The sequence below is a fragment of the Comamonas sp. NyZ500 genome, from assembly GCF_016772095.1.
GTDB classification, from domain to species: domain Bacteria; phylum Pseudomonadota; class Gammaproteobacteria; order Burkholderiales; family Burkholderiaceae_C; genus Comamonas; species Comamonas thiooxydans.
In genome coordinates this window covers 16,721-40,849 of record NZ_JAEIJE010000008.1, presented here as the reverse complement: position 1 = coordinate 40,849, position 24,129 = coordinate 16,721, and the positions used below count along the sequence as shown (strand labels likewise).

22 protein-coding genes are annotated in these 24,129 nt (G+C 61.8%); 7 read left to right on the top strand and 15 right to left on the bottom strand.

What is annotated here, in order from left to right; genetic code table 11:
- Positions 1-14 precede the first annotated feature (14 nt).
- Together crcB and JAO85_RS13705 are read left to right on the top strand one after the other, a co-directional pair.
- On the top strand, positions 15-392 hold the full coding sequence (crcB, locus tag JAO85_RS13710) for a fluoride efflux transporter CrcB (protein ID WP_003061043.1): 378 nt from the start codon (positions 15-17) through the stop codon (positions 390-392).
- A 217-nt stretch (positions 393-609) separates the two neighbouring features.
- A complete protein-coding gene (locus JAO85_RS13705; RefSeq protein WP_012837553.1) occupies positions 610-1,488 on the top strand; it encodes a TIGR00730 family Rossman fold protein in 879 nt (292 codons plus the stop codon).
- A 122-nt stretch (positions 1,489-1,610) separates the two neighbouring features.
- Here JAO85_RS13705 and JAO85_RS13700 read toward each other — a convergent pair whose 3' ends face one another.
- The 7 genes from JAO85_RS13700 to JAO85_RS13670 form a co-directional block, all read right to left on the bottom strand.
- Complete coding sequence (locus JAO85_RS13700) at positions 1,611-2,132, bottom strand: DUF2199 domain-containing protein (protein WP_202788276.1); 522 nt, start codon at positions 2,130-2,132, stop codon at positions 1,611-1,613.
- A gap of 11 nt (positions 2,133-2,143) precedes the next feature.
- Positions 2,144-2,776: a DUF938 domain-containing protein gene (locus JAO85_RS13695; protein ID WP_202788275.1), complete on the bottom strand. Its 633-nt coding sequence runs from the start codon at positions 2,774-2,776 to the stop codon at positions 2,144-2,146.
- 79 nt (positions 2,777-2,855) lie between these two features.
- Positions 2,856-3,440: a hypothetical protein gene (locus JAO85_RS13690; RefSeq protein WP_039049286.1), complete on the bottom strand. Its 585-nt coding sequence runs from the start codon at positions 3,438-3,440 to the stop codon at positions 2,856-2,858.
- A gap of 209 nt (positions 3,441-3,649) precedes the next feature.
- Positions 3,650-4,369, bottom strand: coding sequence for a hypothetical protein (locus JAO85_RS13685; protein WP_202788274.1), 720 nt, complete (start codon positions 4,367-4,369; stop codon positions 3,650-3,652).
- Between the two features lie 300 nt (positions 4,370-4,669).
- Positions 4,670-5,170 carry a GNAT family N-acetyltransferase gene (locus tag JAO85_RS13680; RefSeq protein ID WP_202788273.1) on the bottom strand — a complete coding sequence of 167 codons (501 nt, stop codon included), beginning with the start codon at positions 5,168-5,170 and terminating at the stop codon, positions 4,670-4,672.
- 158 nt (positions 5,171-5,328) lie between these two features.
- Complete coding sequence (locus JAO85_RS13675; RefSeq protein WP_003061052.1) at positions 5,329-6,882, bottom strand: fumarate hydratase; 1,554 nt, start codon at positions 6,880-6,882, stop codon at positions 5,329-5,331.
- 135 nt (positions 6,883-7,017) lie between these two features.
- On the bottom strand, positions 7,018-9,204 hold the full coding sequence (locus JAO85_RS13670) for a bifunctional diguanylate cyclase/phosphodiesterase (protein WP_012837559.1): 2,187 nt from the start codon (positions 9,202-9,204) through the stop codon (positions 7,018-7,020).
- 245 nt (positions 9,205-9,449) lie between these two features.
- Between JAO85_RS13670 and fumC the strand changes: the two genes are divergently transcribed.
- The 3 genes from fumC (at position 9,450) to JAO85_RS13655 (ending at position 13,245) form a co-directional block, all read left to right on the top strand.
- Positions 9,450-10,841, top strand: a complete 1,392-nt coding sequence (gene fumC, locus JAO85_RS13665; protein WP_087863660.1) for a class II fumarate hydratase — start codon at positions 9,450-9,452, stop codon at positions 10,839-10,841.
- 95 nt (positions 10,842-10,936) lie between these two features.
- A complete protein-coding gene (locus JAO85_RS13660; protein WP_202788272.1) occupies positions 10,937-11,581 on the top strand; it encodes a ParB-like protein in 645 nt (214 codons plus the stop codon).
- Positions 11,578-13,245, top strand: coding sequence for a SulP family inorganic anion transporter (locus tag JAO85_RS13655; protein WP_003061058.1), 1,668 nt, complete (start codon positions 11,578-11,580; stop codon positions 13,243-13,245). The genes JAO85_RS13660 and JAO85_RS13655 overlap by 4 nt, the downstream gene beginning before the upstream one ends.
- Here JAO85_RS13655 and JAO85_RS13650 read toward each other — a convergent pair.
- From JAO85_RS13650 to JAO85_RS13640, 3 genes are read right to left on the bottom strand one after another with little or no spacing between them, the layout of a single operon-like run.
- Complete coding sequence (locus JAO85_RS13650) at positions 13,200-13,778, bottom strand: SMI1/KNR4 family protein (protein WP_012837563.1); 579 nt, start codon at positions 13,776-13,778, stop codon at positions 13,200-13,202. The genes JAO85_RS13655 and JAO85_RS13650 overlap by 46 nt on opposite strands.
- A 53-nt stretch (positions 13,779-13,831) precedes the next feature.
- Positions 13,832-15,028 (bottom strand): multidrug effflux MFS transporter, encoded by a 1,197-nt coding sequence (locus JAO85_RS13645; RefSeq protein ID WP_202788271.1) that lies wholly within the window; start codon positions 15,026-15,028, stop codon positions 13,832-13,834.
- Between the two features lie 52 nt (positions 15,029-15,080).
- Positions 15,081-15,563: a MarR family winged helix-turn-helix transcriptional regulator gene (locus tag JAO85_RS13640; RefSeq protein WP_012837565.1), complete on the bottom strand. Its 483-nt coding sequence runs from the start codon at positions 15,561-15,563 to the stop codon at positions 15,081-15,083.
- 340 nt (positions 15,564-15,903) lie between these two features.
- On the opposite strand from JAO85_RS13640, the gene JAO85_RS13635 reads away from it, so the two are divergent.
- A complete protein-coding gene (locus JAO85_RS13635; RefSeq protein WP_237734849.1) occupies positions 15,904-17,934 on the top strand; it encodes a PQQ-dependent dehydrogenase, methanol/ethanol family in 2,031 nt (676 codons plus the stop codon).
- A gap of 60 nt (positions 17,935-17,994) precedes the next feature.
- On the opposite strand, the gene JAO85_RS13630 is transcribed toward JAO85_RS13635, so the two are convergent.
- Entirely contained in the window at positions 17,995-18,693 is a 699-nt protein-coding gene (locus tag JAO85_RS13630) for a DUF3334 family protein (RefSeq protein WP_012837567.1), read from the bottom strand.
- Positions 18,694-18,817: 124 nt separating this feature from the next.
- Between JAO85_RS13630 and JAO85_RS13625 the strand changes: the two genes are divergently transcribed.
- A complete protein-coding gene (locus JAO85_RS13625) occupies positions 18,818-19,330 on the top strand; it encodes a hypothetical protein (RefSeq protein WP_034378541.1) in 513 nt (170 codons plus the stop codon).
- A gap of 76 nt (positions 19,331-19,406) precedes the next feature.
- On the opposite strand, the gene proX (JAO85_RS13620) is transcribed toward JAO85_RS13625, so the two are convergent.
- The 4 genes from proX (JAO85_RS13620) to proW all read right to left on the bottom strand — a co-directional run bounded on the left by proX (JAO85_RS13620) (position 19,407) and on the right by proW (position 24,125).
- Entirely contained in the window at positions 19,407-20,453 is a 1,047-nt protein-coding gene (proX, locus tag JAO85_RS13620) for a glycine betaine/L-proline ABC transporter substrate-binding protein ProX (RefSeq protein ID WP_202788270.1), read from the bottom strand.
- 107 nt (positions 20,454-20,560) lie between these two features.
- The gene (proX, locus tag JAO85_RS13615; RefSeq protein WP_202788269.1) at positions 20,561-21,631 is read right to left on the bottom strand and encodes a glycine betaine/L-proline ABC transporter substrate-binding protein ProX; all 1,071 of its coding nucleotides are present in this window, start codon (positions 21,629-21,631) and stop codon (positions 20,561-20,563) included.
- 173 nt (positions 21,632-21,804) lie between these two features.
- A complete protein-coding gene (proX, locus tag JAO85_RS13610; protein ID WP_059440904.1) occupies positions 21,805-22,860 on the bottom strand; it encodes a glycine betaine/L-proline ABC transporter substrate-binding protein ProX in 1,056 nt (351 codons plus the stop codon).
- Between the two features lie 20 nt (positions 22,861-22,880).
- A complete protein-coding gene (proW, locus tag JAO85_RS13605) occupies positions 22,881-24,125 on the bottom strand; it encodes a glycine betaine/L-proline ABC transporter permease ProW (protein ID WP_080771134.1) in 1,245 nt (414 codons plus the stop codon).
- Positions 24,126-24,129: the final 4 nt, after the last annotated feature.

Below are 24,129 nucleotides of genomic sequence, written 5' to 3'. Positions count from 1 at the left end.
CTAGATTGGCAGCCATGCTCAATATTGTTGCCATCTGCATCGGTGCCTGCCTGGGCGCCCTGTCGCGCTGGGGGCTGGGACTGTGGCTGAGTGCCGGAGCCAGCATGCCCTGGGGCACTCTTGCCGCCAATCTGATCGGCGGCTATCTGATCGGCGTCTTCATCGCGCTGTTTCAGGCCATGCCCCAGCTGGATCCAGCCTGGAAACTGGCCATCATCACCGGCTTTCTCGGGGCTCTGACCACGTTTTCCAGCTACTCGGCCGAGGTCATCGGCCTGCTGCAGCAGCAGCGCCTGGTCGCTGCTCTGGGCTGGGCCTGTGTGCATCTGGTCGGCTCTCTGTTCATGACCTACATGGGTATGCTCAGCTGGAGCATCGGGTTCAGCCGTTAAGCTGGCAGACCATTTGCCACTATTGCGGCAAACTGCTTCAGCGTTTAGAGGCGAAATACTCTCCAGGGCTATAGCTTTGTGAGCGTATAGTGCAAGCATCATCTGCACTACAGGTGCATTTGAGCTTGAAGTACTTGACGGATGGGCGGTCAGCGCTACGAAATCTTTAGGGATGGCTGTAGTCCGTGCTGCTCAGCATTCTAAGAACCGAGGGTCCATGCAAATTTCTTCACCCCTGTCCGATACCGATCTGGCCAATGCCTGGGCCGAGCTGCACAACCAGGCCCATAACGGCAAAGAGCTGGAACCTCAATCCAACCGCCTTGCATTCGCCGATCCGGAGTTCATGTTCCGCCGCGAAACCCGTGGCATCCGCATGCAGCTGGAAATGCTCAAGCCCGATCTGACCCAGATCGAGCGCGGCATCGAGCACACTGTGGTTGTCTACGGCAGCGCGCGTTTTGTGGATATGGAGCAGGCGCGTCAGCAGCTTGCGCAAGCCAAGGCCAGCGGCGATACCCAGCGCATGGCGCTGGCCGAACGCGGCATGCGCAATGCCGAGCGCTATGAGGCGGCACGCGCCTTCGCGCGCATCGTGGCGACCGAAGGCATGAAGCAGGCGCCCAGCGAGCGCTTCTACATCTGCACGGGCGGCGGCCCCGGCATCATGGAGGCGGCCAACCGCGGCGCGCATGATGCGGGTGCTCCCAATGTGGGGCTGAACATCTATCTGCCGCATGAACAGCATGGCAACCCCTACATCACGCCGGGGCTGAGTTTCAAGTTCCACTACTTTGCACTGCGCAAAATGCACTTCATGATGCGCGCCAAGGCGCTGGTGGCCTTCCCTGGCGGCTTCGGCACCATGGACGAGCTTTTTGAAGTGCTGACGCTGGTGCAGACCCACAAGAGCAAGCCCGTGCCCGTGATCCTGTTCGGCACGGAGTTCTGGAAGCGGGTGCTGAACTTCGATGTGCTGGTGGAAGAGGGCACCATTTCCGCCAAGGATCTGAACCTGTTCCGCTACACCGATGATCCGGCCGAGGCCTGGTCCTTCATTCAGCAGTTCTACCAGACCGGCTGGAACAACGGATAAGCAGTCACGCCTGATCACCAAACGGCCAGAAACCGCCAGAAGATTTTCCTCTGGCGGTTTTTTGTTGCCCATCAATGCATGAAGATAGTTCTTGATGAGCCAGTGCTTGGGCCTGGTTCGGCTTAAATGCCATGCAGCGATTGCTCGGCCAGTTGCTGGGCACGCGCGATCGAAATGCCTTCATGCTGATCGACGACCAGTGCATCGCTTTCCTCATCGCAGCGGTGCAGCACCACGCGCGGGCGTGTGCCGTCGGCCTGGATATGCACATCGGCCGGGCGTGATTTCTGCGTGGGGTAGACGGCAATCAGATTGGACAGCCAGCCAAAGAAAATCGGGTCTTCGGGAGGTTTGTCGAAGGAGTCCAGATAGCGGTGAAAACTGGCTTCGCTGGCCGACACCCAGATGCCCCAGAGAAAGGGCTCGTCCAGGCCATGGATCGGCACTTCCAGAATGGCGCGCACATAGTATTGCGTGCCTTCGGGGTGGGCGATGACGCAGAGCTCGTCGCTAAGCTCGGCCCATTCCTCGCGTTCTTGCTCGCTCAGGCGTCGGTAGGGTGCTGGGGCATCGAAAGCAAAGCTCGGCGATCCTTCGTGAATCTGATCGCATTTGCTGCATTGGTAGGCAAAGATGGCGGCCATGGTGTAGGAGTTCAGCGTTTGCGAAATACCAGCGTACGGTTATTGGCCGGCATGGCCTGGTCGAGCTGCAACTCCATGCCGTGCTCTGCGGCCAGCGCCACGATGGCTTCAAAGTCGCGCAGGCCGCTGAGCGCATCACGCTGGCGCAGCCAGGCGTCGAAGGCGCGGTTGCTGTCGCTGGTGAAGTGGCCGCCGTAGTTGAACGGACCATAGATGGCAAACACGCCGCCTTCGGGCAAGTGCGAGCCCACCAGATCAAACATGCGCTGCACCAGCGGCCAGGCCACGATATGGCAGGTGTTGCTGGTATAGACGGCATCAAAGCCTGATGGATCCTTGGTTGCGGGCCAGGCATCGGTCGCCAGGTCGAACTCCAGCGGAGCAAGCAGATTGGGTGCTCCATGGGCGGCGTGCCAGGCCTGGATGCCTGCATGACTGTCGGCCAGGTCGCTGGTCTGCCAGACCAGCTGCGGCAGGCGCGGAGCGAAGTACACGCTGTGCTGCCCGGTGCCGGAGCCTATCTCCAGCACATGCCGGCTGTGCTGAAAAGCGGACTTCAGCACCTCGAAAATAGGGGCCTGATTGTTTTCGCAGGCCTGGGAAAAAGGCCGTTGCGGGGCTGTCGATGGAAGGTTTGGGGTCATGAGGGGCTTGGCGGGCAGACACGGGAAATCGTACAGGCATCTTCTCCCGAAATGCCAAGTCCGAGCACTGCGACAGCCTTCACGGCCTGAAGCGCAGCCTGATCTCGGGTCGCACGTTCAGGCCACCGATTTTCCAGCTGTATGCGCCCATGCCCAGCGTGGGAGTGGAGCTGGCGTTTTGCGAGAGCACCTCGGCATTGCCGGGTAGGCTGACTTTCAGGCTGCCATTCATGGTGATGCCCAGTTGCGCGAAGTCTCTCTTTTCCTTGTCCTTGAGCGGTTTGGCGGCAATCGTCATCACGCCATTCCTGTCGGTCTGCACGGTGAACATGTCCAGCAATCGCAGACCTTCACCGGGCTTTCGCTGGCCGGCAATCTCCAGCGCATAGCGCGCATTGCCTTTGTAGACGGCTTTCCTGACCTCGGGTTCGCTGCTCAGTTGCTGCGCTTGCGCCGCCAGCTCCTGGTGGTCTTTCTCGCTCAGCACACCTTGTTTTCTGAGCTTCATCACGGCCAGGGCATTCACCACCGTGCCGTCAAAGCGGTAGCTGTAGCTGCCATCGGCCTGCACTTCCACGCTGGCGGAGAAGCGCTCAGGTACCAGGCAGGCGGTCAGCAAGGCGACGAGGGCGGTGGTCGTCGACAGCGCAAAAAGCTTGTGCATGAGGACTCCTTTTGAGTGGCATTGCAGTGGCCCTGGGTGCAGAGGCCTGAGTCATCGTAGAGCAAACAGGGCATGCGCCAATAGGGGTCGCTATCAAGCTTGCGTGGAGTCTTGCCGGAAGATTATTCAAAAAAAAGTAGCCGCAAGCGATTTCTACATAAGGGATATAGGCCCTTGGACTTTGATTTCGGCGGGTCGGCAGCGATCGTTCACTTGGATTTTGATTCGGCTTTGAGCTGGCTGATGGCTTCCTGAAAGCCCTGTAGATACTTGGTGCGCGTCTGCTCGGCCAGGCTAGGCCACTGCGCGGCTGGCAGGCTCAGCGATTCCATTGTCAGCCTGGCGGCCAGTTGCGGGTCCCGGGAGGCCTGCACCGCCTGCATACCGTGCAGATTGATCCAGTGCGGGTCGTAGGCGTGGGGTGTGCGGCGATCCCAGTCCACAACCTTGGCGATCAACTCCTGAGCCTTGTCCAGATCCTGAAACAGATGGCGGTTGATGGGGGCTCCATAGCTCTGATTCATCACATCGACCGCTTGTCTGGCAGTGGTGTCGGCACAGCGATTGGCGTCGAAGCGGGCACGCAGCTGGCCGGCGTAGAACCAGAAGGCAGCCTCGTCCCGCAGACCTGCCTTGAACAGTGTTTGCGACAGCACATAGAACACGGGCGGTTGAAAGCGCTCGGGCGCGGCGCGTACGCGCTCGAGCACGGCTTGCTGCTGCTGAGGCGTCCCCTGCGACAGCAAGCGAAGAGCCTCCTGCCCCAGTCTGGTGTCGATCTGCGCATAGACTCCCTGGGGGACCAGTACCTGAGTCGCAGGGGAGGGCAGCGGTTTGGGCGCAGCCGATGGCTGCTGAGTCTGTGCGGAAGCAAAGCCCGAGAGCGCCACCAGCGCACCGGTCACCATCTTTGCTGCGACATGGCTCATGCTGAACTCCTTGTGCTTGCGATGCAAATCATTCTGGACGGCGTCAGACAAATACCCACTCTGTCGCATATCTTAATTAGCATGCTTGGTATCTGTGTCTCGTATTTACCAAGAAGCCCTGATTTCGATGAAGACTAGGCATCGCGTTGCCGTGAACCCCGAAAGCTTTGCTTGCTGATGGCGGCGGTGTGCCCAATGTCGGATTGGCCAGCACATCGGCTTTGTCATCGGTGCTGCGCCGATGGCCGAGAGCGGATGCCGCCTCGCCGCCGAGCCGACAGACGGTAAAAACCGGCAGGCTCAGTCCCGGGCGTTGAAGGCCCTGTGATAACTCACCTCGCCTTGCGGCGGCAGGCCTTCGAAAGTCAGGGCCTGAAAGTACTCGGCAGGCACTCCGGGCAGCACCAGGCCCGGCACCGTCCTGAAACCAAAGCGCCGGTAGTAGTCCGGATCGCCAAGCAGCACGCATCCCCGCGCAGACTGCGCTTGCAGAGCGCTGATGGCTGCCTGCATGAGTGCACTGCCGATACCCTGTCGCTGTTCTTGGGGAATGACGGAGATGGGGCCCAGGCCAAACCAGTGCAGGCTGCCGTCACTGATGGTGACGGGAGAGATGGCGACATGCCCGACGATTTGCTCGTCAATCTCTGCGACCAGGGACAGGGCAAGCGCCCCGGCTGCGCGCAACTCACGCACGATGAATTGCTCGGTGTGGTTGGTATGCGGTGCGTCCTTGAAGGCCTGTATCGTCACTTGCTCGATGGCCTGGGCGTCGGCGGGGAGTTCTGCTCGGATTTGCATGGCTTGGAATGGGTTCACAAAAATTCTGCCTCGACTATGCCGCAAACAGAGAAAGAGCCGGGGAAACGGCCAATGGCCCTGCTGCAGCCGCTGTCCAGGCGATCGGGCATGAAAAAACCGCCCGAAGGCGGTTCTTCAAGGCAGGGCCTGACGGGTGATTACACGCCGGCCACTTCAATGCCCTTGAATTCCCCGGTCGCGATCTTTTCCTTCCAGATGGCGGGGCCGGTGATGTGGGCGCTGGTGCCGCCGGCATCCACGGCCACGGTCACAGGCATGTCGACCACGTCGAATTCATAGATGGCTTCCATGCCCAGGTCTTCGAAGCCAACGACCTTGGCTTGCTTGATGGCCTTGGAGACCAGGTAGGCGGCGCCGCCCACGGCCATCAGATAGGCACTCTTGTGCTTCTTGATGGCCTCGATGGCGACGGGGCCGCGCTCGGACTTGCCGATCATCGAGATCAGGCCGGTCTGCGACAGCATCATGTCGGTGAACTTGTCCATGCGGGTGGCCGTGGTGGGGCCTGCTGGGCCGACCACTTCGTCGCGCACGGGGTCCACGGGGCCTACGTAGTAGATCACGCGGTTGGTGAAGTCCACGGGCAGTTTCTCGCCCTTGGCCAGCATGTCCTGGATGCGCTTGTGGGCGGCGTCTCGGCCGGTCAGCATCTTGCCATTGAGCAGCAGTGTGTCGCCGGGCTTCCAGCTGGCCACTTCTTCCTTGGTCAGATTGTTAAGGTCGACCTTCTTGGACTTGTTGTAGTCGGGGTGCCAGTCGATCTTGGGCCAGGTGTCCAGCGAGGGGGCATCCAGGTGCACGGGGCCTGATCCATCCATCACGAAGTGGGCGTGGCGCGTGGCGGCGCAGTTGGGAATCATGGCCACGGGCTTGGAGGCCGCGTGCGTGGGGTACATGTTGATCTTGACGTCCAGCACCGTGGTCAGGCCGCCCAGGCCTTGGGCGCCTATGCCCAGGGCGTTGATCTTTTCAAACAGTTCCAGGCGCAGCTTTTCCACGTCATCGAGCTCTGCACCGCTGGCAGCTTTTTGCTGCAGCTCGTACATATTGAGGTCTTCCATCAGGCTTTCCTTGGCCAGCAGGACGGCCTTTTCAGCCGTGCCGCCGATGCCAATACCCAGCATGCCGGGCGGGCACCAGCCTGCGCCCATGGTGGGGACGGTCTTCAGAACCCAGTCCACGATGTTGTCGCTGGGGTTCATCATGATCATCTTGGACTTGTTCTCGGAGCCGCCGCCCTTGGCGGCCACGGTCACGTCCACCTTGTCGCCGGGCACGATCTGCACATTGATCACGGCGGGGGTGTTGTCCTTGGTGTTCTTGCGCTTGAACTGGGGATCGGCCACGACGGAGGCGCGCAGCGTGTTGTCGGGGTGGTTGTAGCCACGGCGTACGCCTTCATTGATGGCGTCTTCCAACCCCATGGTGAAGCCTTCCCACTTGACGTCCATGCCCACTTTCAGGAACACGTTGACGATGCCGGTGTCCTGGCAGATGGGGCGCTGGCCGGTGGCCGCCATCTTGGAGTTGGTCAGGATCTGTGCCATCGCATCCTTGGCCGCAGGGCTTTGCTCGCGTTCATAGGCGCGGGCCAGATGCTGGATGAAATCCGGCGTGTGGTAGTAACTGATGTACTGGAGGGCACCTGCGATCGAATCGATCAGGTCCTGCTGGCGGATGGAGGTGGTCATCGTGAAGCTTCTCGGGGGTTGCAATCTGTACGCGTGGGGCGCGCACGGTAAACCCATCGATTATCGGTCCAGACGACAATTCTTGCAGCCATAACCCACCAGTCTTATATATGACTGGTGGGTGCTGTGTGGCGTTCAGCCTGTCAGTGCGCCGAGGATGGAGGCCGAGAAATCGGCCTGACCACCTCGGCGATCGCCTCTTGCCCAGGCCAGCAGGCTGTCCGCCGGCATGGGGCGCGCGTAGAAGTAGCCCTGAAGCTCATCGCATTGCATGTCGATCAGGATGTCCCGCTGACCCGCAGTTTCCACACCCTCGGCCACCACGCGCAGGCCCAGGGCATGGGCCAGGCGCACGACGGCATGGACCACGGCGCGGGCATCTTCCTCGGTTTCCAGGTCGCGGATGAAGCTGCGGTCGATCTTCAGCTGCTGCGCGGGCAACTGACGCAGATAGTTGAGGCTGGAGTAGCCGGTGCCAAAGTCGTCGATAGAGAGAAAGATGCCGATGTCGCGCAACTCCTCGATTGCGCGCTGCGTGGCCTGGGTGTCTTCCATGGCCACGGATTCGGTGATCTCGCAGAGCAGCTGGCTGGCCTGTACGTCGTGGCGCAGCAGCGTCTGGGTGATGCGATCTGCCAGGCCGCTTTCGCGCAGCTGGTGCACGGAAAGATTGATCGCCACCCGCATCTGCAGTCCCATATCGCGCCACAGGGCCAGCTGGCGGCAGGCTTCTTCGATCACCCAGTTGCCCAGGCTGTTGATGATGCCGAAGCGCTCGGCCAGGGGAATGAAGATGTCCGGGGCAATCATGCCGCGTTCGGGGTGAGCCCAGCGCAGCAGCGCCTCGACCCCGATGATGTTGCCGCGCTCGCTGTCGATCTTGGGCTGGTAATGCAACTCCATCTGACCGCGCTGAATGGCGTGGCGCAGGTCGTTTTGCAGCTCCAGCTGCTCGGATGCATCGCTGCCCATATGCGGCTCGAACACTGCAAAGCCGTTGCCACCATTGCGTTTGGCTGCGTACATGGCGGCGTCTGCGTTGGCGATCAGGTGGTCGCGGTCACCATGGTCGGGAAAGGCCACGATGCCGATGGAGCAGGTGATCTGCAGCTCCTTGTTGCCTAGGCGAAAGGGCTGACTAAGCGCCTTGAGAATGCGATTGGCCACCGCCATGCAGGCGGCCACGTCCTGGGTGTCCTCCAGCAGCACCAGGAACTCATCCCCGCCCACGCGGGCCACGGTATCGCTGCTGCGGGCTTCCGCCATGAGGCGCTCGGCCGCGCTGACGAGGATCTGGTCGCCTGCTGCATGACCGAAGGAGTCGTTGATGGGCTTGAAGCCGTCCAGATCCACAAACAAGATTCCCAGCCGCTCCTTGGTGCGCGAGCGGTTGGCGCGCTCCAGGCGCAGCAGGGCATGGATGAGGCGGTCTTCGAACAGCAGCCGGTTGGGCAGATTGGTCAGCGGATCGGCAAAGGCGCGCTGGCGCAGCTCGGTATTGGCCAGCTGCAGCTTGGCATTGGCTTCCTGCAGCGATTGATTGAGCTTGAAGGCTGTGCTTTGCAGGCGCGCATCGAGCAAGGTGCTGAACATCGCCGCAATCAGCAGCATGACCGTGGTGATGATGATGATGGTGGTGAGCTCGGGGCCGCTCAGGGCTTCCGCACTCAGGCAGACCGAGCCGCTGGCAAAGCTGGCTGCCGACATTCCGGTGTAGTGCATGCCACAGATTGCAAAGCCCATGACCAGTGCCGCCAATGTCTGGAACAGCCATAGCCGCTTGCCGGAGAGCGAAAACAGCGCGCGAAACAGAGTCAGCGCCGTGGCCGAGGCCAGTACTGCGATCAGAGCGGAGGCCGCCACCAGCGGCCAGTCCCAGGCAATCGGGATGGACATCTCGATGGCAAGCATGCCCAGATAGTGCATGGCGCAGATGCCGCCGCCCATGAGCAGCGAGGCGCCCAGAAAATGAGGCCAGCGGTATTCGGCCCTGGTTGCCACTCCAAAGGCCAATGCCGATGCCGCGACTGCCGCGACCCAGGATGCCAGCGTCAGAGCACCGCTGTAACCCAGGGTGATGGGCAGCTCAAACGCCTGCATGCCGATGAAGTGCATGGCCCAGACCCCCGTGCCCATCACCATGGCGCCGATGGCCCACCAGATGCGTCCGATTCTGCCCGAGGCCATGCGCATGCGACGGGCCAGACCCAGCGTCACAAAAGAGGCAAATACCGCGATGACGATGGAGACACACACCATCATCGTGCTGTAACTTGATGTCATGACGGTGGTGGCGATGGGGGTGGAAAGATCAGTGAACATTGATGTGGCGGGCCAGCAAGGCCGGTCGGATTCTTTGTCCGACATTGATTTAATGTAACTATGTATTTCTGGCCTTGCCGGCGCAGGGGTGTTGCCTCGATTGTGCTTGCCGCCTGCCGGGCTGAGCTAGCATGGACCGGTTGTGGGAGTGGCCTGCCTGGCGGTGGGTCGACTTCCGTTTGCGGCCAACGGCAGCCAGATTTCTTCAGCCAGCTGCGCCGAGTTGTATTGCAAGGAGCGATTCCATGACAGTCACCCGCCAGGAAAAAGACACTTTTGGCCTGATCGATGTACCCGCCAACAAGCTCTGGGGCGCGCAGACGCAGCGCTCGCTGCAGAATTTTGACATCAGCGGCGAGCAGCAGCCGCGTGAAATCATTGCTGCGCTGGCGCAGGTCAAAAAGGCCTCCGCCAGCGTCAACCAGGCGCTGGGTCTGCTGGACGAGAAAAAATCCAGAGCCATCAATGCGGCCGCCGATGAGGTGCTCGCGGGCAAGCACCCCGATGAGTTCCCCCTGGTGGTCTGGCAGACAGGTTCCGGCACCCAGACCAATATGAACGTCAACGAGGTGCTGGCCAATCGGGCCAGCGAGCTGATGGGCGGCGAGCGCGGTGAAGCCCGTCTGGTGCACCCGAATGACGACGTGAACAAAAGCCAGTCCAGCAACGATGTCTATCCCACGGCCATGCATGTGGCGGCGGTGACGGCCATCGAGCACAAGTTGCTGCCTGCCATCGCCAAGCTGCGTGTCACGCTGCTGGCCAAGAGCGAAGCCTTTGCCGATATCGTCAAGATCGGTCGCACGCATTTGCAGGATGCCACGCCGCTGACGCTGGGTCAGGAAATATCCGGCTGGGTGGCCCAGCTGGCCCATGGCGAAGCCCATGTGCGGGCTGCATTGCCGCATCTGTATGAGCTGGCCCTGGGGGGGACGGCCGTGGGTACGGGGCTGAATGCCCCCAAGGGCTATGCCGAAGGCGTGGCGGCGGAACTGGCCAGACTGACAGGCTCCCCGTTTGTCACCTCGCCCAACAAGTTCGAGTCTCTGGCGAGCTGCGACGGCTTGGTTTATGCACATGGAGCTCTCAAGACGCTGGCTGCAAGCCTGATGAAAATCGCCAACGACGTGCGCTGGCTGGCATCCGGGCCGCGCAGCGGCCTGGGCGAAATCTCGATCCCGGAGAACGAGCCGGGTTCGTCCATCATGCCGGGCAAGGTCAATCCCACGCAGTCCGAAGCCGTGACCATGCTTTGCGCCCAGGTGTTCGGCAACGATGTGGCCATCAATTTCGGCGGAGCCTCGGGCAACTTCGAGCTCAATGTGTTCCGCCCCATGGTGGCGCACAATTTCCTGCAAAGCGTGCGCCTGCTGGCCGACGGCATGGTCAGTTTCAACGATCACTGCGCCGTGGGCATAGAGCCCAACCGCGCGCGCATTGACGAACTGGTAGGCCGTTCGCTGATGCTGGTGACAGCGCTCAACACGCATATCGGTTACGACAAGGCAGCCTATATTGCCAAGAAGGCGCACAAGGAGGGCAGCAGCCTGCGAGACGCGGCCATTGCCAGCGGCCATGTGACGGCCGAGCAGTTCGACCGGTGGGTCGTGCCCGAGCAGATGGTCGGCAATTTGTAAGCCGGTTCCGTACTGAAAAGAGCCCGCCTGCCGGGCTCTTTTCTTTTTGTCCAGGGTTTGCACACAATGCGACATCGTTGATGACTGGAGTCGGCATGTCCGCACAGCAGCACCTGGAGCAGGTTTCGGTTTCGGATCTACGGCCCACGCAGATGACGGTGGGGGCTGCCGAAGTGTCGCTCAAACGCTCTCAATGGGCTCAGCTGAAATCCAAGGCTCGCGACAAACTGTTGCTCAGTCACTGGTTTCCAGCCGTGAAAGGTCCTCAGGGCCGGTTTTTCATCGTGGATCACCATCATCTGGGACTGGCGCTGATGCATGAAGCGGTCAAAACCGTCTGGGTCATGCAACTGGCCGATCTGAGCGAACAGGGCGCGGAGATGTTTTGGCGCGTCATGGAGTTCCACCACTGGGCGCACCCTTATGACGAGAAGGGGCGGCGTTGCGAGTTTTCGCAGATCCCCCAGCAACTGAGCCAGCTTAGGGATGACCCGTATCGCAGCTTGGCGGGGGAGGTGCGCAAGGCCGGTGGTTATGCCAAGGATGCCTCGCCTTATGCCGAGTTCCTCTGGGCTGATTTCTACCGGCCTCTGTTTCGCAAGGCGGATTTGCGCAGCAGTGGTGGTTTGGGCTTGCCTGAGTCTGCGGTCGTGGAGGCTGTTGCGCTGGCCCGTAGCGTCAAGGCGCAGTTCTTGCCCGGCTGGTCAGGTGTGACCAGCAATCTGCACAAGCCTTTATGACTGCGCGCTGGATGCTTGCGGGCGCGGACTGGATTGCGGGCCTGTCTATCGCGGGGCTGCTGCTGCCCGAGGCCGTGGCCTATTCTGGCATTGCCGGTGCGCCGCCCCAGGCCGGGGTGATTGCGCTGTTTGCGGGCTTGCTGGTCTATGGGCTGCTCGGTACCAGCCGCTTTGCGATTGTGTCGTCGACCTCATCCTCAGCGGCTGTGCTGCTGGCGGCCACGGGCTCGGTGCTGCATGTCTCGGCCGATCATCGCGCGCTCATGGGGGTGGCCATGGTGCTGGTGGCAGGGGTGATGTTTGTGCTGGCGGGCCTGCTGCGGCTGGGCGGCATCTCGCAATTCATTGCCAAGCCCGTGCTGCGCGGCTTTGCCATTGGTCTGGCGCTGACCATTGTGGTCAAGCAACTGCCACTGGCTGTGGGCGTGCATCCCGCGCACAGCGACTTTCTGCATTTCAGCTGGGACTTGATCGCGCTGCTACCGCGCTGGAACTGGTATGGCCTGACCATGCTGCTTGTGGCCTTGCTGGCGCTGCGGCTTCTGGCGCGGTGGAAGGCCGTGCCCGGTGCCTTGCTGGTGATTGCGGCGGGCATTGCGCTCGATGCACTGGGCTTTTGCAGGAGCTGGGGCATAGCGCCTGTGGGTTCGCTGCAACTGGGTGCTGCGCATCTGGCCCTGCCTGCGCTGGACTGGAGCGACTGGCTGCGCGTGGGGCAGCTGGCTGTGGCGCTGGCCCTGATTCTGTATGCCGAGTCATACAGCTCTATCCGCTCGCTGGCGCTGCGCCATGGCGATGGGGTGAACAGCAACCGCGATCTGCTGGCGCTGGGCGGCGCCAATATGGCCTCGGCCCTGTTTCAGGGCCTGCCTGTGGGTGCAGGGTTTTCGGCCAGCTCGGCCAATGAGGTGGCTGGCGCGCAGACCAAGGCCGCAGGCCTGATTGCCTGCGCCGTGGTGGCCGTGCTGGTGTGGCAGTTGCTGCCCTGGATGGAGCGAATCCCTGAGCCCTTGCTGGCCGCCATCGTCATTCATGCGGTGGCGCATTCGCTCAACTGGCGCACGCTGCAGCCTTATTTCATCTGGCAGCGTGATCGCGCCGTGGCGCTCACAGCTTTTGCTGCCGTGATTGTGCTGGGTGTGCTTGATGGCCTGCTGCTGGCCATGGTGGTCAGCATTGTGATGCTGCTCAAGCGCATGGCCCAGTCCCATGTCAGCGAGCTGGGGCGGCTGGTGGGCAGCCATGATTTTGTGGACCGCCAACGCCACCCAGAAGCGCAACCTGTGCCGGGTCTGCTGATTCTGCGGCCCGAGGAAAGCCTGTTCTTTGGCAATGCCGAGGCTGTGATGAGCGATATCCGCGCGCGCGTGGCGCAAGCTGCAGATGTGCATGCCGTGGTGCTGAGTCTGGAAGAAAGCCCTGATCTGGATAGCACCGGCATTGAGGCACTGGGCGAGCTGGCGTGTCAGCTGCAGCAAGCCGGGGTGCTGCTGCGGCTGGCCCGCGTCAAGGACAGTCTGCGCGAGCTGCTGCAGCGCGTGCAGATGCCGGGGCTCAACCCCGACTGCTATTCAGCCTGGAGCGTGGACGATGCCGTGCAGGCCTTGACCGCCGATTTTCACCAGGTGCCCGGCGGTGCCACACAGCCTGCGTCTTCGATATAGACATGCTTGCCTTGCTCCAGCTCGTCGGCCAGCAGCGCCAGCCAGGCCGAGAAGCTGGGTGCAAACACGCCCTTGGGGCCTCCCTCGTGATCAAACTCGATGATCTGGCCCGCATGGCCACCAGCCGCTGGCGCAAGGTCCAGCATGGCGCCATCGCCGCAGTTGTCGGTCAGGGGAACACGCAGTGCATCCCAGTACACGGGGCGCAGGGGGCCTTGCAGATAGTCAGGGTTGTAGTCCGGGCCAAGACCCCAGCCTTCGCTCTTTTGCATGTCCGCATACATCTGCCAGACCTCCAGCATGCGCTGTGTGGACAGCAGCTCGCCAAAGTACAGCAGATACGCCTCATTGGCCGCGCCGTTGTGCAGGGCCAGTGACTCACGCACATCGTCCGGCAGGCGCTGACCCAGGGCGGCTTCCAGCTCGGCAATTTCTGCCTCGCTGGCGCCATCGGCCAAGACCAGAGTGTCTTTGGGTGTGTTCTGGGCATACCAGGCGCCGATGCGCTGCCAGCTTTGGGCGATGGATGACATGGTGCTCCTTGAATCTGTTTGCTACTGAATATATAGCTGTTTACGATTTTCCATCAAGCGCTAGAGGCCGGTTTCATCTTGAGCGCGCTGCGAAAGCCCAGCTGACCCACGATGCAGGCAATCAGCAGCACTGTAAAAGCTGATAGCGCCGGGCTGCCACCCAGGCTGGCTCCCAGCGTGCACAGACCGCCCACGGCCATTTGCGTGAAGCCATAGACTCCGGCGGCCGATCCCGTCAAATCGCTGTGCACGCCCAGAGCCTTGGAGAGTGCGGCGGGGCTGGTCATGCCGGAACCCAAGGTAAACAGCAGCATCAATGTCACGACAGCGGGTACGTTGATCAGCTGCAGCAGCGTCAGGACTACCAGTGCAGCCGCACAGCCCAGGCTCAACATATTGCCGCCCAGTATCAGCCGCTCCAGTGGCCAGCGTTTGATGAGCTGGCGTGCCAGCGCATTGCCTGCTGCCATGCCGGCCATCAGCACCCCGAGGTAGATTCCAAGCTGCGCCTTGCTGGTGTGCAACTGCTCGATGAAGATGAACGGCGCTGCAGCAATAAAGGCGTACATGGATGTGGTGGCGCTACCGCCGCCTATGGCGAAGCCCAGAAACTGGGGGGAACCCAGCAAGGTGCGATAGTCATTGCGCACGGTGTGCCAGTTCAGCTTGCCGGTGGGGTGACCGGTCTCAGGAAGCAGGCGCCAGACTCCGATGGCCGTCAGCACGCCCATGAGCGCCAGCACCGCAAAAATGATGCGCCAGCCAAACAGGGCATCCAGCCCCGAGCCTATGGAGGGGGCGATGCCCGGGCCAATCATCATCATGAGATTGAGCAAGGCCAGACTGCCCACGGCGGTTTCCGGTGTCGCAGTGTCGCGGGCAATGGCGCGGCCCAGTGCCAGGCCGGCGCAGCCGCCCAGAGCCTGAATCAGGCGCGCACCAATCAGCATATTCGCGCTGGGGGCCAGAAAGGCCGCAAGGCTGGCGACGGTGTAGAGACACAGTCCGACCAGCAGCAGAGGGCGGCGGCCCAGTGCATCCGACATGGGGCCGTAGATCAGCTGGCCCAGTGCCAGGCCGAGGATGTAGACGGTGATGGTCTGCTGCATCTGTCCGCTGCTGGCGCCGAAGTGGCGAGCAGCATCGGGCAGAGCCGGGATGAACATATGCATGGCCATGGTGCCGGCAATGGTGACCATGACCAGCAGCCAGAGCGGCGCTTTGCGTACAGGGGTGACGGGACTTTGCATACAAGTGAAATCCGGAACTGGCTGTGAGGGTTCTGTTGCGTGTGGCGCTAGTTCAGCTTTCGGGCTGGGAGCCCTCGCTGGCGCTTGCTTCCAGCGCAGCCATCTTTTCCAGCATGATTTCCAGTGCATCCAGTGTGGCGTCCAGCAGATCGGGGGGCAGCTCCTGCATGACTTCGCTGCGGACATCCGCCACGATGGTCTTGACGGTCTCGACCTGAAGCAGTCCGGCCGCCGTGAGCTGTATGCGCTTGACGCGCCGATCGGCATCGTCGATGCGCTCCACCCAGCCTTGGGCCTGAAGGCCGTCAATCAGTCGCACGATGGAAGAGCTGTCCAGCGCCAGTGCCAGAGCAAGGTCCTTTTGCCGCATGGCACCCGCACTGCGCTCCAGGTGGACCAGGGGCAGCCACAGCGCCTGCGTCAGACCCAGGGGTGCCAGGACCTTGTCCAGCGTGCGGCGCCATTGCTTGTTGACCTGCGCCATGACGAACATGAGCTGGCGCTGACGACTGGACAGTGAGGCGGTGCTGGACATTCCGAATGCATTTAAATAGTTGGTATTCAAATTATTGCGCAAACAGTATTTATCTTGTTAACAGGGTTTTAGGCAAGGATGCTGTGACCTGCTGTCGTCGGACATGGCACCTTGTCAGGCGTGCGACGCATCGTCCAAACGGAGTGCGGATTTGCCTGTGATGTGAGCTGCTCCTGCTTGCCCAAGAATTTGCCGAAGCTGGCGGGAGAACTGCGGCAGAACGACCCCATCACCACAGGAGACAGACTCTATGCAAAACCCTGCGTGCATCCGCACCCACCACAGGCCAAACCGGCGTTTGGTGAGCCTGGCCGTTGCAGGATTGCTGGGCTGGCTGTCCATGCCGGCGCTGGCTGGGCAGCATGTGGATGACGCTCATATCGAAGCCAATGCCAGGACCGGCAAGGACTGGCCCAGCCATGGGCTGAACTATCAGGAAAATCGCTTCAGCCCGCTCAAGCAGATCCACAGTGGCAATGTGGACCAACTGGGCCTGGCCTGGTCGTACAAGCTCGATTCGTCGCGCGGCGTGGAAGCCACCCCCATCGTGGTGAATGGCGTGATGTATGTTTCCGCCCCCTGGAGCGTGGTGCATGCAGTGGATGCACGCACGGGCAAGGCGCTGTGGACCTACGACCCACAGGTGCCGCGCGAGATGGCCTACAAGGGCTGCTGCGATGTGGTCAACCGCGGTGTGGCCGTCTACAAGGGCAAGGTGTTTGTGGCTGCCTTCGACGGGCGGCTGATTGCGCTGGACGCTGCCACGGGCCGGCAGGTCTGGTCCACGGACACCATAGACAACAAGAATTTTTCATACACCATCACGGGCGCTCCGCGAGTGTTCAAGGGCAAGGTCTATATCGGCAATGGCGGCGCCGAATATGGTGCTCGCGGTTATGTGACGGCCTATGACGCCGAGACCGGCAAGCAGGTTTGGCGCTTTTATACCGTGCCAGGCGATCCGGCTCGGGCTTATGAGAGCAAGGCGCTGGAGGAGGCGGCCAAAACCTGGGACCCGGCAGGCAGGTATTGGGAGAGCGGCGGTGGCGGAACGGTCTGGAACTCGCTGGTGTTCGACCCAGAACTCGATCAGATGTATATCGGCGTGGGCAATGGCTCACCCTGGGCGCACCGCAAGCGCAGTCCTGCGGGGGGAGACAACCTCTATCTAGGCTCCATCGTGGCGCTGGACCCGGACACGGGTGCCTACAAATGGCACTACCAGGAAACGCCGGGTGATAACTGGGACTTCACTTCTGCCCAGGATATCGTGCAGGCTGACATCAGAATTGACGGCAAGCTGCGCAAGGTGTTGCTGCATGCGCCCAAGAACGGCTACTTTTTTGTGATCGACCGCCAGAGCGGAAAATTCATCTCCGCGAGGAACTTTGTGCCCGTGAACTGGGCCAGGGGCTATGACGGCAACGGCCGTCCCCTCATGGAGGAGGCCGTGCGCAGCGCCGGCAAGGCCGAGATCATTCCCGGCCCCCTGGGGGCGCATAACTGGCATTCCATGGCCTATAGCCCGCAGACAGGGCTGGCCTATATTCCGACCCAGCATATTCCCACTGCCATGGCCGACGATCCGAACTGGACCGGCTTCAACAGCAATACGCCGGGCCAGCTCATGAGCAATACCGGCTGGAATACGGGGCGCGTGATGCTGGAGCCCAGCAGCCTGCCCTTTGGTCGCCTGATCGCCTGGGACCCGGTGCGGCAAAAGGAAGCCTGGCATCAAAAGCATGTCTCGCCCTGGAATGGCGGAGCGCTGGCGACGGCCGGCGATCTGGTCTTTCAGGGAACGGCCGATGCGCGGCTGGTGGCCTATCACGCCAGAAGCGGCAAAAAGCTCTGGGCGGCTCCCATGGGCAGCGGCGTGATTGCGGCACCGGTGAGCTATGAACTGGACGGCCGGCAATATGTCTCGATTGCCGTGGGCTGGGGTGGTGCTTTTGGCCTGGGTGACCGCGTGGCCGACTTCAAGAGCCCCGGCACGGTCTATACCTTTGTGCTGGGAGGCAAGGCCCCGATGCCGGAACGGGTGGCCTATCAGATGAATGCCCTGATCGGTGGGCTCCAGTACGACCAGCAACTGGTGCCGGCCGGTGCCGCACTCTACAACAGCAACTGCATTGCCTGTCACGGCTATCCTGGCATCAGCAAGGGCGGGGCCCTGCCCAGCCTGACCTATCTGCCTGCGGCCATGATTGACAATCTGGGCAGCTTCATCATCAACGGCCCGGCCACCTCGCGTGGCATGCCCGATTTTGCGGGCAAGCTCAGCGACGACGATGTGCAAAAGCTACGCGCCTTTATTCTCGCAATGGCCGATGCGGTAAGACCGGGCCTGCCGGCAGAAAAAGGCAGGTAAGCGCCGCCGACGCAAGACCGATCACGTGCAAACGCGAGCTCCCGGGCCGTCGCTCTTGCCTTAGAGGCCCAGCGACTTGAGCAGGTCGTCGGTGTCGCTGGAGGCTACAGCAGTATTGATAGCGGCAGGTGCTTGTCCAGATTGGGCTTCATGGGCCTGGGCCATGACAAGATCAGGGTCCGGTTTTTCCTGGGCCTCGAAGTCCTTGATCTTGATGAACTCCATGTGATCCACCGCCATCTCCAGATAGAAGATGTTGTTGTTGCCTGTGTAGAAGGTCACGCGGCGCGCTTCCGGGGCATCCAGATTGGCATCCACGCTCAGATTGACCTGCTTGTTCAGGCGGATCATCTTGGGCTGGCTTTGCGCGATATGGGTCTGCAGTTCGCGCTGCACCTTGCTGGTGAAGTCGCCAACGACCTGGTTCATCAGTTCGCCCATGACGTTGCTCACATCGTCCGAGGTATAGGAACTGGCCAGATCGCTCTCGGCCATGCCCATGGACAGCAGATAGCTGCGGTATAGCTCCATGGCCGCATCGGCCGAGAAGTTGATGATGATGAGCGCAGAAAAGCCGCCATCGATCAGCACAAAGCAGCCGATATCGGGTTTGAGACTGGTCTTGGTGATGCGTTGCACCATGCCCGAGTACTGGATCGGGCACTGGGTGGCCACCTGCAGCACGCGCGAGACGGAGTTGCACAGGGCAATCAGCACATCTTCGGTGCCGTGGACGATGGGGGCGGTGGGTTGGCTCATGGCTGCATTGGTTCAAGAGATCGCTGATTATGTATGCAACACTTTGTTGCATAGAGATATCTGCAGCAATTGAAGGCTGCCGCTGTCTGTTAACGTGCCTGCTTTTGGAAAATCAGAGGTATTCATGCAGAGCAAGCTGTGGCGCCTGGCGGCCAGTGTCATTGTGGTGACGGGTTTGACCGCCTGTTCGAGCTTGTCCGGCATGACGGACAAGGTTTCCCAGACCTGGGACAAGACCTGGACCGGTCTGACGGGGAAGAAGCAGGCCCAGGCCCAGACCGAGGTCAGGCAGGCCGGCCCTGCCGCTGCAGGCCTCAAGCCTAGCGAGGAAAGCGGGCGCTGGCAGGGACTGTACAGCCTGGACGGCGAGACGGCCCGGTTTCAGGAATGCGAAAGCGGCCAGATCATCGGCGTGCTGCCCGAGGGAGACAGCGTGCTGCTGGAGCAGGCCTATCTGAACACGCGCAGCAGCGCCACCGTCGCCATGCTGGCCGAGGTGCAGGGCAGGGTGGTGGAGCGAGCCGTGGCTGATCCGGTGCTGGCTCGACAGGGGCGCAAGATGCTGGCGCTGCGGGTGGAGCGCTTTGTCGCCCTGTCCAGCCAGGCGGCCTGCCGCAATGCCAAGGCCAACTGGTAGGCAGCTGCCCGCTGCCGAAAGCATTTTTGATAGCTGCCAGCGCTTTGCCATAAAGCGCTGTAGCCGTTTTTGATACTTATCTGGCAGCGGCGCGAGCCTGCTCCAGCCAGCTGTCAAAAGTCTGCTGATGGGCCTTGATCCAGCCGTCCACATGGCGGCTGACGTCGGCCGAGCTGCTCTCGCCCTGGCGCATGCGCATGTTCTGGGCGTTGATGTCCTCAATGGGCAGCTGCATCACGGCAAACAGTTTGGCAGCGGCCGGATTTTTCTCGGCCCAGGCCTTGTTGGCCAGGATGTATTGCTGATTGAGCTGGAAGCCGTAGTTCTTGCCATTGGGCAGCTGGGTCTGGTCCTCGCCCTGTGCCCCGGGGACATTGGGTACCTCCAGCCAGCTGACCTCCTTGCCCGGGCGCAGCACGGTGTTCACCCAGAACGGGGTCCAGACGTAGTAGAGAATGGGCTTGCCGCTTTTGTAGCGGGTGATGGTGTCGGCAATCAAGGCCTGGTAATTGCCTTGCCTGTGGGTGATGCTGGACTCCAGATCCAGTCCCTTGAGATGTTTGTTGATGGCCAGCTCGCAGCCCCAGCCGGGGTTGCAGCCCGTCAGGTCGGCCTTGCCGTCGCCGTCGGTGTCGAATAGCGCCGCCAGCTTGGGGTCCTTGAGTTGCGTGATGCTGGTGATCCGGTACTTCTCGGCCGTGGCCTTGTCGATCAGATAGCCTTGGACCGCATTGCGCGAATAGGTGCCGGCGCGATAGAAGGCCTTGTCTGCGCCATTGCTCTCATAGAAGGCACGGTGCAGAGGCATCCAATGAGTCGCGGTAAAGGTGGCATCGCCCTGGGCCACGGCCACATGCTGGGTGCCGTTTTCCAGGCTCTTGACGGGCTGTACCCGGTAGCCCAGCTTCTCCAGAGCACGCGAAACCAGCAGGGTCTGGAACATTTCCTCATCCACCGTGCCCTTGAGCGGTTGCACCGAGACGCCTTTGCCGGGCAGATCGCCAGAGCTCGTTTGTGCTTGAGCGGCAGCAGCACCAAAGCTCAGCAAGGCGATGGCAACCAGATAGCGGTATCGGGGCTGCAGGGTTGGGAGAGGGGAATGTGCGGGCGTGTCGCGGTGCATGAATACTCCTTGGATGCTGGGTGCCTACCCCGAAATCGGCATGAAAAAAGCGAGAGGGTTGATGAAAGAAACGGCGCCCGAACCCGGTTCGGTGCGCCGTTGGCGAATCAGGATTTCAGGGCTGCGGCCTTGGCCTGGACAATCCAGGCGTCAAAAGTCTTCTGATGGCCCTTGATCCAGGCGTCCACATGGCGGTGGATATCGGCGGGCTTGCTTTCCCCTTCGCGCAGCAGCTGGTTCTGGCGGCTGATATCGCTGATGGGAATCTGCATGATCTCGAACAGCTTGCCGGCAGCGGGGTTCTGTTCGACCCAGAGCTTGTTGGCCACGATGTACTCGTTGTTGAGCGGAAAGCCGTAGTTGCGGCCATTGGGCAGCCGGGTGTCGGTGCCGGCCTGCACGCCGGGCATGGAGGAGCGCGGTACTTGCAGCCACACCACTTCCTGTCCCGGGCGCAGCACATTGCTGAGCCAGTAGGGCGTCCACGCGTAGTACAGCACAGGCTTGCCGGCCTTGAAGCGCGCCAGCGTGTCGGCAATCAGGGCCGGATAGTTGCCCTGGGTGTAGCTGACGGTGCTTTCCAGACCGAAAGCCTTGATCTGGTGGGCCACCACGGCCTCGCCGCCCCAGCCGGCGTTGGGGCCGATCAGATTGGCCTTGCCGTCGCCGTCGATATCGAACAGGGCTGCCAGTCCAGGATCCTTGAGCTGGTCGAGATGGGTGATCTTGTGTTCGTCGGCCGTCTTCTTGTCGATCATGTAGCCCTGGGCCGCACCGGCTGCATACACGCCCTTGCGCGAGAGCTTGGCGTCGCCGCCGGCCTGCTGATAGAACTCGGCGTGGTGCGGGTTCCAGTGGTTGGCCATGAAACTGGCATCGCCATTGGCCACGGCCACGTGGATCAGCGGGTAGTCCAGCTCTTCCCAGGGCTTGACGGTGTAGCCCAGTTGCTGCAGCGCCTTCATCACCAGCAGTGTCTGGAAGTTCTCCTCGGCCAGAGCGCTCTTGACGGGCAGCACGGTGATGCCTTGGCCGGGAAGCGCATTGCCAGGCGCATTCTGGCCGGCTGCCCAGCTTGGTGACTGGCCCAGACTCAGCGCCGCGGCTCCGGCCGTGCCCAGCAGCAGCTGGCGCCTGGCGCGTCGGTTTGGGGTCGGGGTCTGCACAGACTTGCTCATTGTTCTTGTCTCTCCTTGGTTTGGTTGGGCCTGCGGCCTGATTGCAAATGACACCCCACGCTCCCCACTGCGTGTGGTTCGCTGCCCCTCCAGGAGGGGCGTTTTATCTTGGGGCGGTCCGGTGATAAAAAAACGGCGGCCGCCGTAGCGGTCGCCGTGATTCGAGGGTGTGATCAGGACTTCTTGGCAGCCGCCAGTGCCTGGCTGATCCAGCCGTCGAAAGTCTTCTGATGGGCCTTGATCCAGCCGTCGGTGTGACGCTCGATGTCGGAGGCCTTGTTCTGGCCCTGGCTCATCATGTAGTTCTGGGCGTTGATGTCGCCTACGGGCAGCTTGATGATTTCAAACAGCTTGGCTGCCGCAGGGTTCTGCTCGGCCCAGGCCTTGTTGGCCACGATTTGCTGGTTGTTGGCAATGAAGCCGTAGTTCTTGCCGTTGGCCAGCTTGGTGTCCGTGCCGGACTGCTCGCCGGGCAGCGCGGAGAACGGGACCTCCAGCCACACGACATCCTTGCCGGGCTTGAGCACATTGCTCACCCAGTAGGGCGTCCAGGTGTAGTAGAGGATGGGCTTGCCGGCCTTGTAGCGCGTGATGGTGTCGGCCATCAGCGCCGAATAGGTGCCCTGCTTGTGAGTGACCGTGTCGCGCAGCTTGTAGGCGCCAAGCTGGTGCTCGATCATGGCTTCGCAGCCCCAGCCCGGCGTGCAGCCCGTCAGGTCGGCCTTGCCGTCACCGTCTGTGTCGAAGAGCTTGGCAATTTCGGGGCTCTTGAGCTGACCCAGATTCGTGATCTTGTACGCATCGGCCGTCTTCTTGTCGATCAGATAGCCCTGGGCCGCATTGGCCGAGAACACGCCCTTGCGGTAGAGCTTGGCGTCGCCGCCCGCATTCTTGTAGTAGTCGGCGTGCAGCGGGTTCCAGTGATTGGCCATGAAGGTGGCATCGCCGTTGGCCAGTGCAATATGGGCCGTGGGGTATTCCACTTCCTTCATGGGCTGGACCTCGTAGCCCAGCTTTTCCAGGGCCTTCATGACGAGCTGGGTCTGGAAGGCTTCTTCGGCAATCGAGCTCTTGAGCGGCTGGACCTTGACGCCCTTGCCTGGAAGCTCGTCGGCAGCGAAGGCAGCGGTGCTCACCATGGACAGGGCCATGGAGGCTGCGGCTGTGCTGGCAAGCAGCCAGTGGCCCAGGCCGTGGCGGATGCTGGCAGTGTTGGTGGCTGTACTCATGCGTTCTCCTTGTTCTTGATTCAGATCGTTGCTGGCTTGGTGGCTTCGCTGCCGGGCTTGGGAGCCGGTGCCGAGCGCTTGTTGCCCAGCAGACGCACGGCCAGACCAGCTGGGCCGGTGGCCCACCAGCGGGCACTGCCGCGCTTGGGCTCGCCCATGGCCTGGGTGATGCGGTCCAGCACGATGGCCAGCAGCACGATGCCCAGGCCGCCGACGGTGGCCAGACCCATGTCCAGACGGCCGATGCCGCGCAGCACCATCTGGCCCAGACCGCCCACGGCGATCATGGAAGCAATCACCACCATGGACAGCGACAGCATCAGCGCCTGGTTGATACCGGCCATGATGGAAGGCATGGCCAGCGGCAGCTGGACTTTCCACAGTAACTGAGCGGGCGAGGCACCGTAGGCACGGCTGGCCTCGATCAGGTCGGGGCGTACCTGGCGAATGCCCAGGTTGGTCAGGCGGATCAGCGGCGGCAGGGCAAACACAATCGTCACGATCACTCCGGGCACATTGCCAATGCCGAACAGCATGACCACCGGCACCAGATAGACGAAGGCCGGTGTTGTCTGCATGGCGTCCAATAGTGGGCGCGTCCAGCGCTGGGCACGGTCGCTGCTGGCCAGCAAGATGCCGACGGGCAGGCCGATCACGATGCAGAAGAACAGCGAGGTCAGCACCAGGGCCAGCGTGACCATGGCTTCGGACCAGATGCCCAGCAGGGCCACAATCAGCAGCGAAACTGCCGAGCCAATGGCCAGTTTGCGGCCTGCAAACTGCCAGGCCAGCAGGGCAATCAGCAGCACCAGTGCGGGCATGGGGATGGTCTGCAGCACATCGGTCACACCGTTGAGCGTGGCGTCGATGGGGGTACGAACGGCCTGGAAGAAGGGGCGGAAATGATCAACCACCCAGGTGAGGCCGTTGTTGATCGAGTCCTGCACGGGCAGGCCTTCGGTGGTGATCTGGTGCCAGAGCTGGCCTATGCCGCCGTCATGCTCGGGCACATCGGTGGGCGAGGGCGCGCTGAGCCAGTCGGTGCTGCTGGCCTGGCTGGCAGCATCGCCGCTGCTCCAGGCATCGGTGCCTGAGCCGGCATCCGCATCGGCATAGGAGGCAGCCCAGGGATCGGCATCTGCCGCCGAGCTAGTGACATTGGCGCTGGCCGGCTCGGTGGCGGGCGCAGAGGCTGCGGCCCACGGGTCGTCAAAAGCCGTGCTGGTGGTTTCTGTGTTGGGGTTGTTCAGTGCGTTATCGTTCAAATCG

Bases quoted from the DNA above. Each gene is read 5' to 3' on its own strand.
- crcB (WP_003061043.1), top strand. From the start codon at position 15: ATGCTCAATATTGTTGCCATCTGCATCGGTGCCTGCCTGGGCGCCCTG.
- JAO85_RS13705 (WP_012837553.1), top strand. From the start codon at position 610: ATGCAAATTTCTTCACCCCTGTCCGATACCGATCTGGCCAATGCCTGG.
- JAO85_RS13700 (WP_202788276.1), bottom strand. From the start codon at position 2,132: ATGGCCGCCATCTTTGCCTACCAATGCAGCAAATGCGATCAGATTCAC.
- JAO85_RS13695 (WP_202788275.1), bottom strand. From the start codon at position 2,776: ATGACCCCAAACCTTCCATCGACAGCCCCGCAACGGCCTTTTTCCCAG.
- JAO85_RS13690 (WP_039049286.1), bottom strand. From the start codon at position 3,440: ATGCACAAGCTTTTTGCGCTGTCGACGACCACCGCCCTCGTCGCCTTG.
- JAO85_RS13685 (WP_202788274.1), bottom strand. From the start codon at position 4,369: ATGAGCCATGTCGCAGCAAAGATGGTGACCGGTGCGCTGGTGGCGCTC.
- JAO85_RS13680 (WP_202788273.1), bottom strand. From the start codon at position 5,170: ATGCAAATCCGAGCAGAACTCCCCGCCGACGCCCAGGCCATCGAGCAA.
- JAO85_RS13675 (WP_003061052.1), bottom strand. From the start codon at position 6,882: ATGACCACCTCCATCCGCCAGCAGGACCTGATCGATTCGATCGCAGGT.
- JAO85_RS13670 (WP_012837559.1), bottom strand. From the start codon at position 9,204: ATGTTCACTGATCTTTCCACCCCCATCGCCACCACCGTCATGACATCA.
- fumC (WP_087863660.1), top strand. From the start codon at position 9,450: ATGACAGTCACCCGCCAGGAAAAAGACACTTTTGGCCTGATCGATGTA.
- JAO85_RS13660 (WP_202788272.1), top strand. From the start codon at position 10,937: ATGTCCGCACAGCAGCACCTGGAGCAGGTTTCGGTTTCGGATCTACGG.
- JAO85_RS13655 (WP_003061058.1), top strand. From the start codon at position 11,578: ATGACTGCGCGCTGGATGCTTGCGGGCGCGGACTGGATTGCGGGCCTG.
- JAO85_RS13650 (WP_012837563.1), bottom strand. From the start codon at position 13,778: ATGTCATCCATCGCCCAAAGCTGGCAGCGCATCGGCGCCTGGTATGCC.
- JAO85_RS13645 (WP_202788271.1), bottom strand. From the start codon at position 15,028: ATGCAAAGTCCCGTCACCCCTGTACGCAAAGCGCCGCTCTGGCTGCTG.
- JAO85_RS13640 (WP_012837565.1), bottom strand. From the start codon at position 15,563: ATGTCCAGCACCGCCTCACTGTCCAGTCGTCAGCGCCAGCTCATGTTC.
- JAO85_RS13635 (WP_237734849.1), top strand. From the start codon at position 15,904: ATGCCGGCGCTGGCTGGGCAGCATGTGGATGACGCTCATATCGAAGCC.
- JAO85_RS13630 (WP_012837567.1), bottom strand. From the start codon at position 18,693: ATGAGCCAACCCACCGCCCCCATCGTCCACGGCACCGAAGATGTGCTG.
- JAO85_RS13625 (WP_034378541.1), top strand. From the start codon at position 18,818: ATGCAGAGCAAGCTGTGGCGCCTGGCGGCCAGTGTCATTGTGGTGACG.
- proX (WP_202788270.1), bottom strand. From the start codon at position 20,453: ATGCACCGCGACACGCCCGCACATTCCCCTCTCCCAACCCTGCAGCCC.
- proX (WP_202788269.1), bottom strand. From the start codon at position 21,631: ATGAGCAAGTCTGTGCAGACCCCGACCCCAAACCGACGCGCCAGGCGC.
- proX (WP_059440904.1), bottom strand. From the start codon at position 22,860: ATGAGTACAGCCACCAACACTGCCAGCATCCGCCACGGCCTGGGCCAC.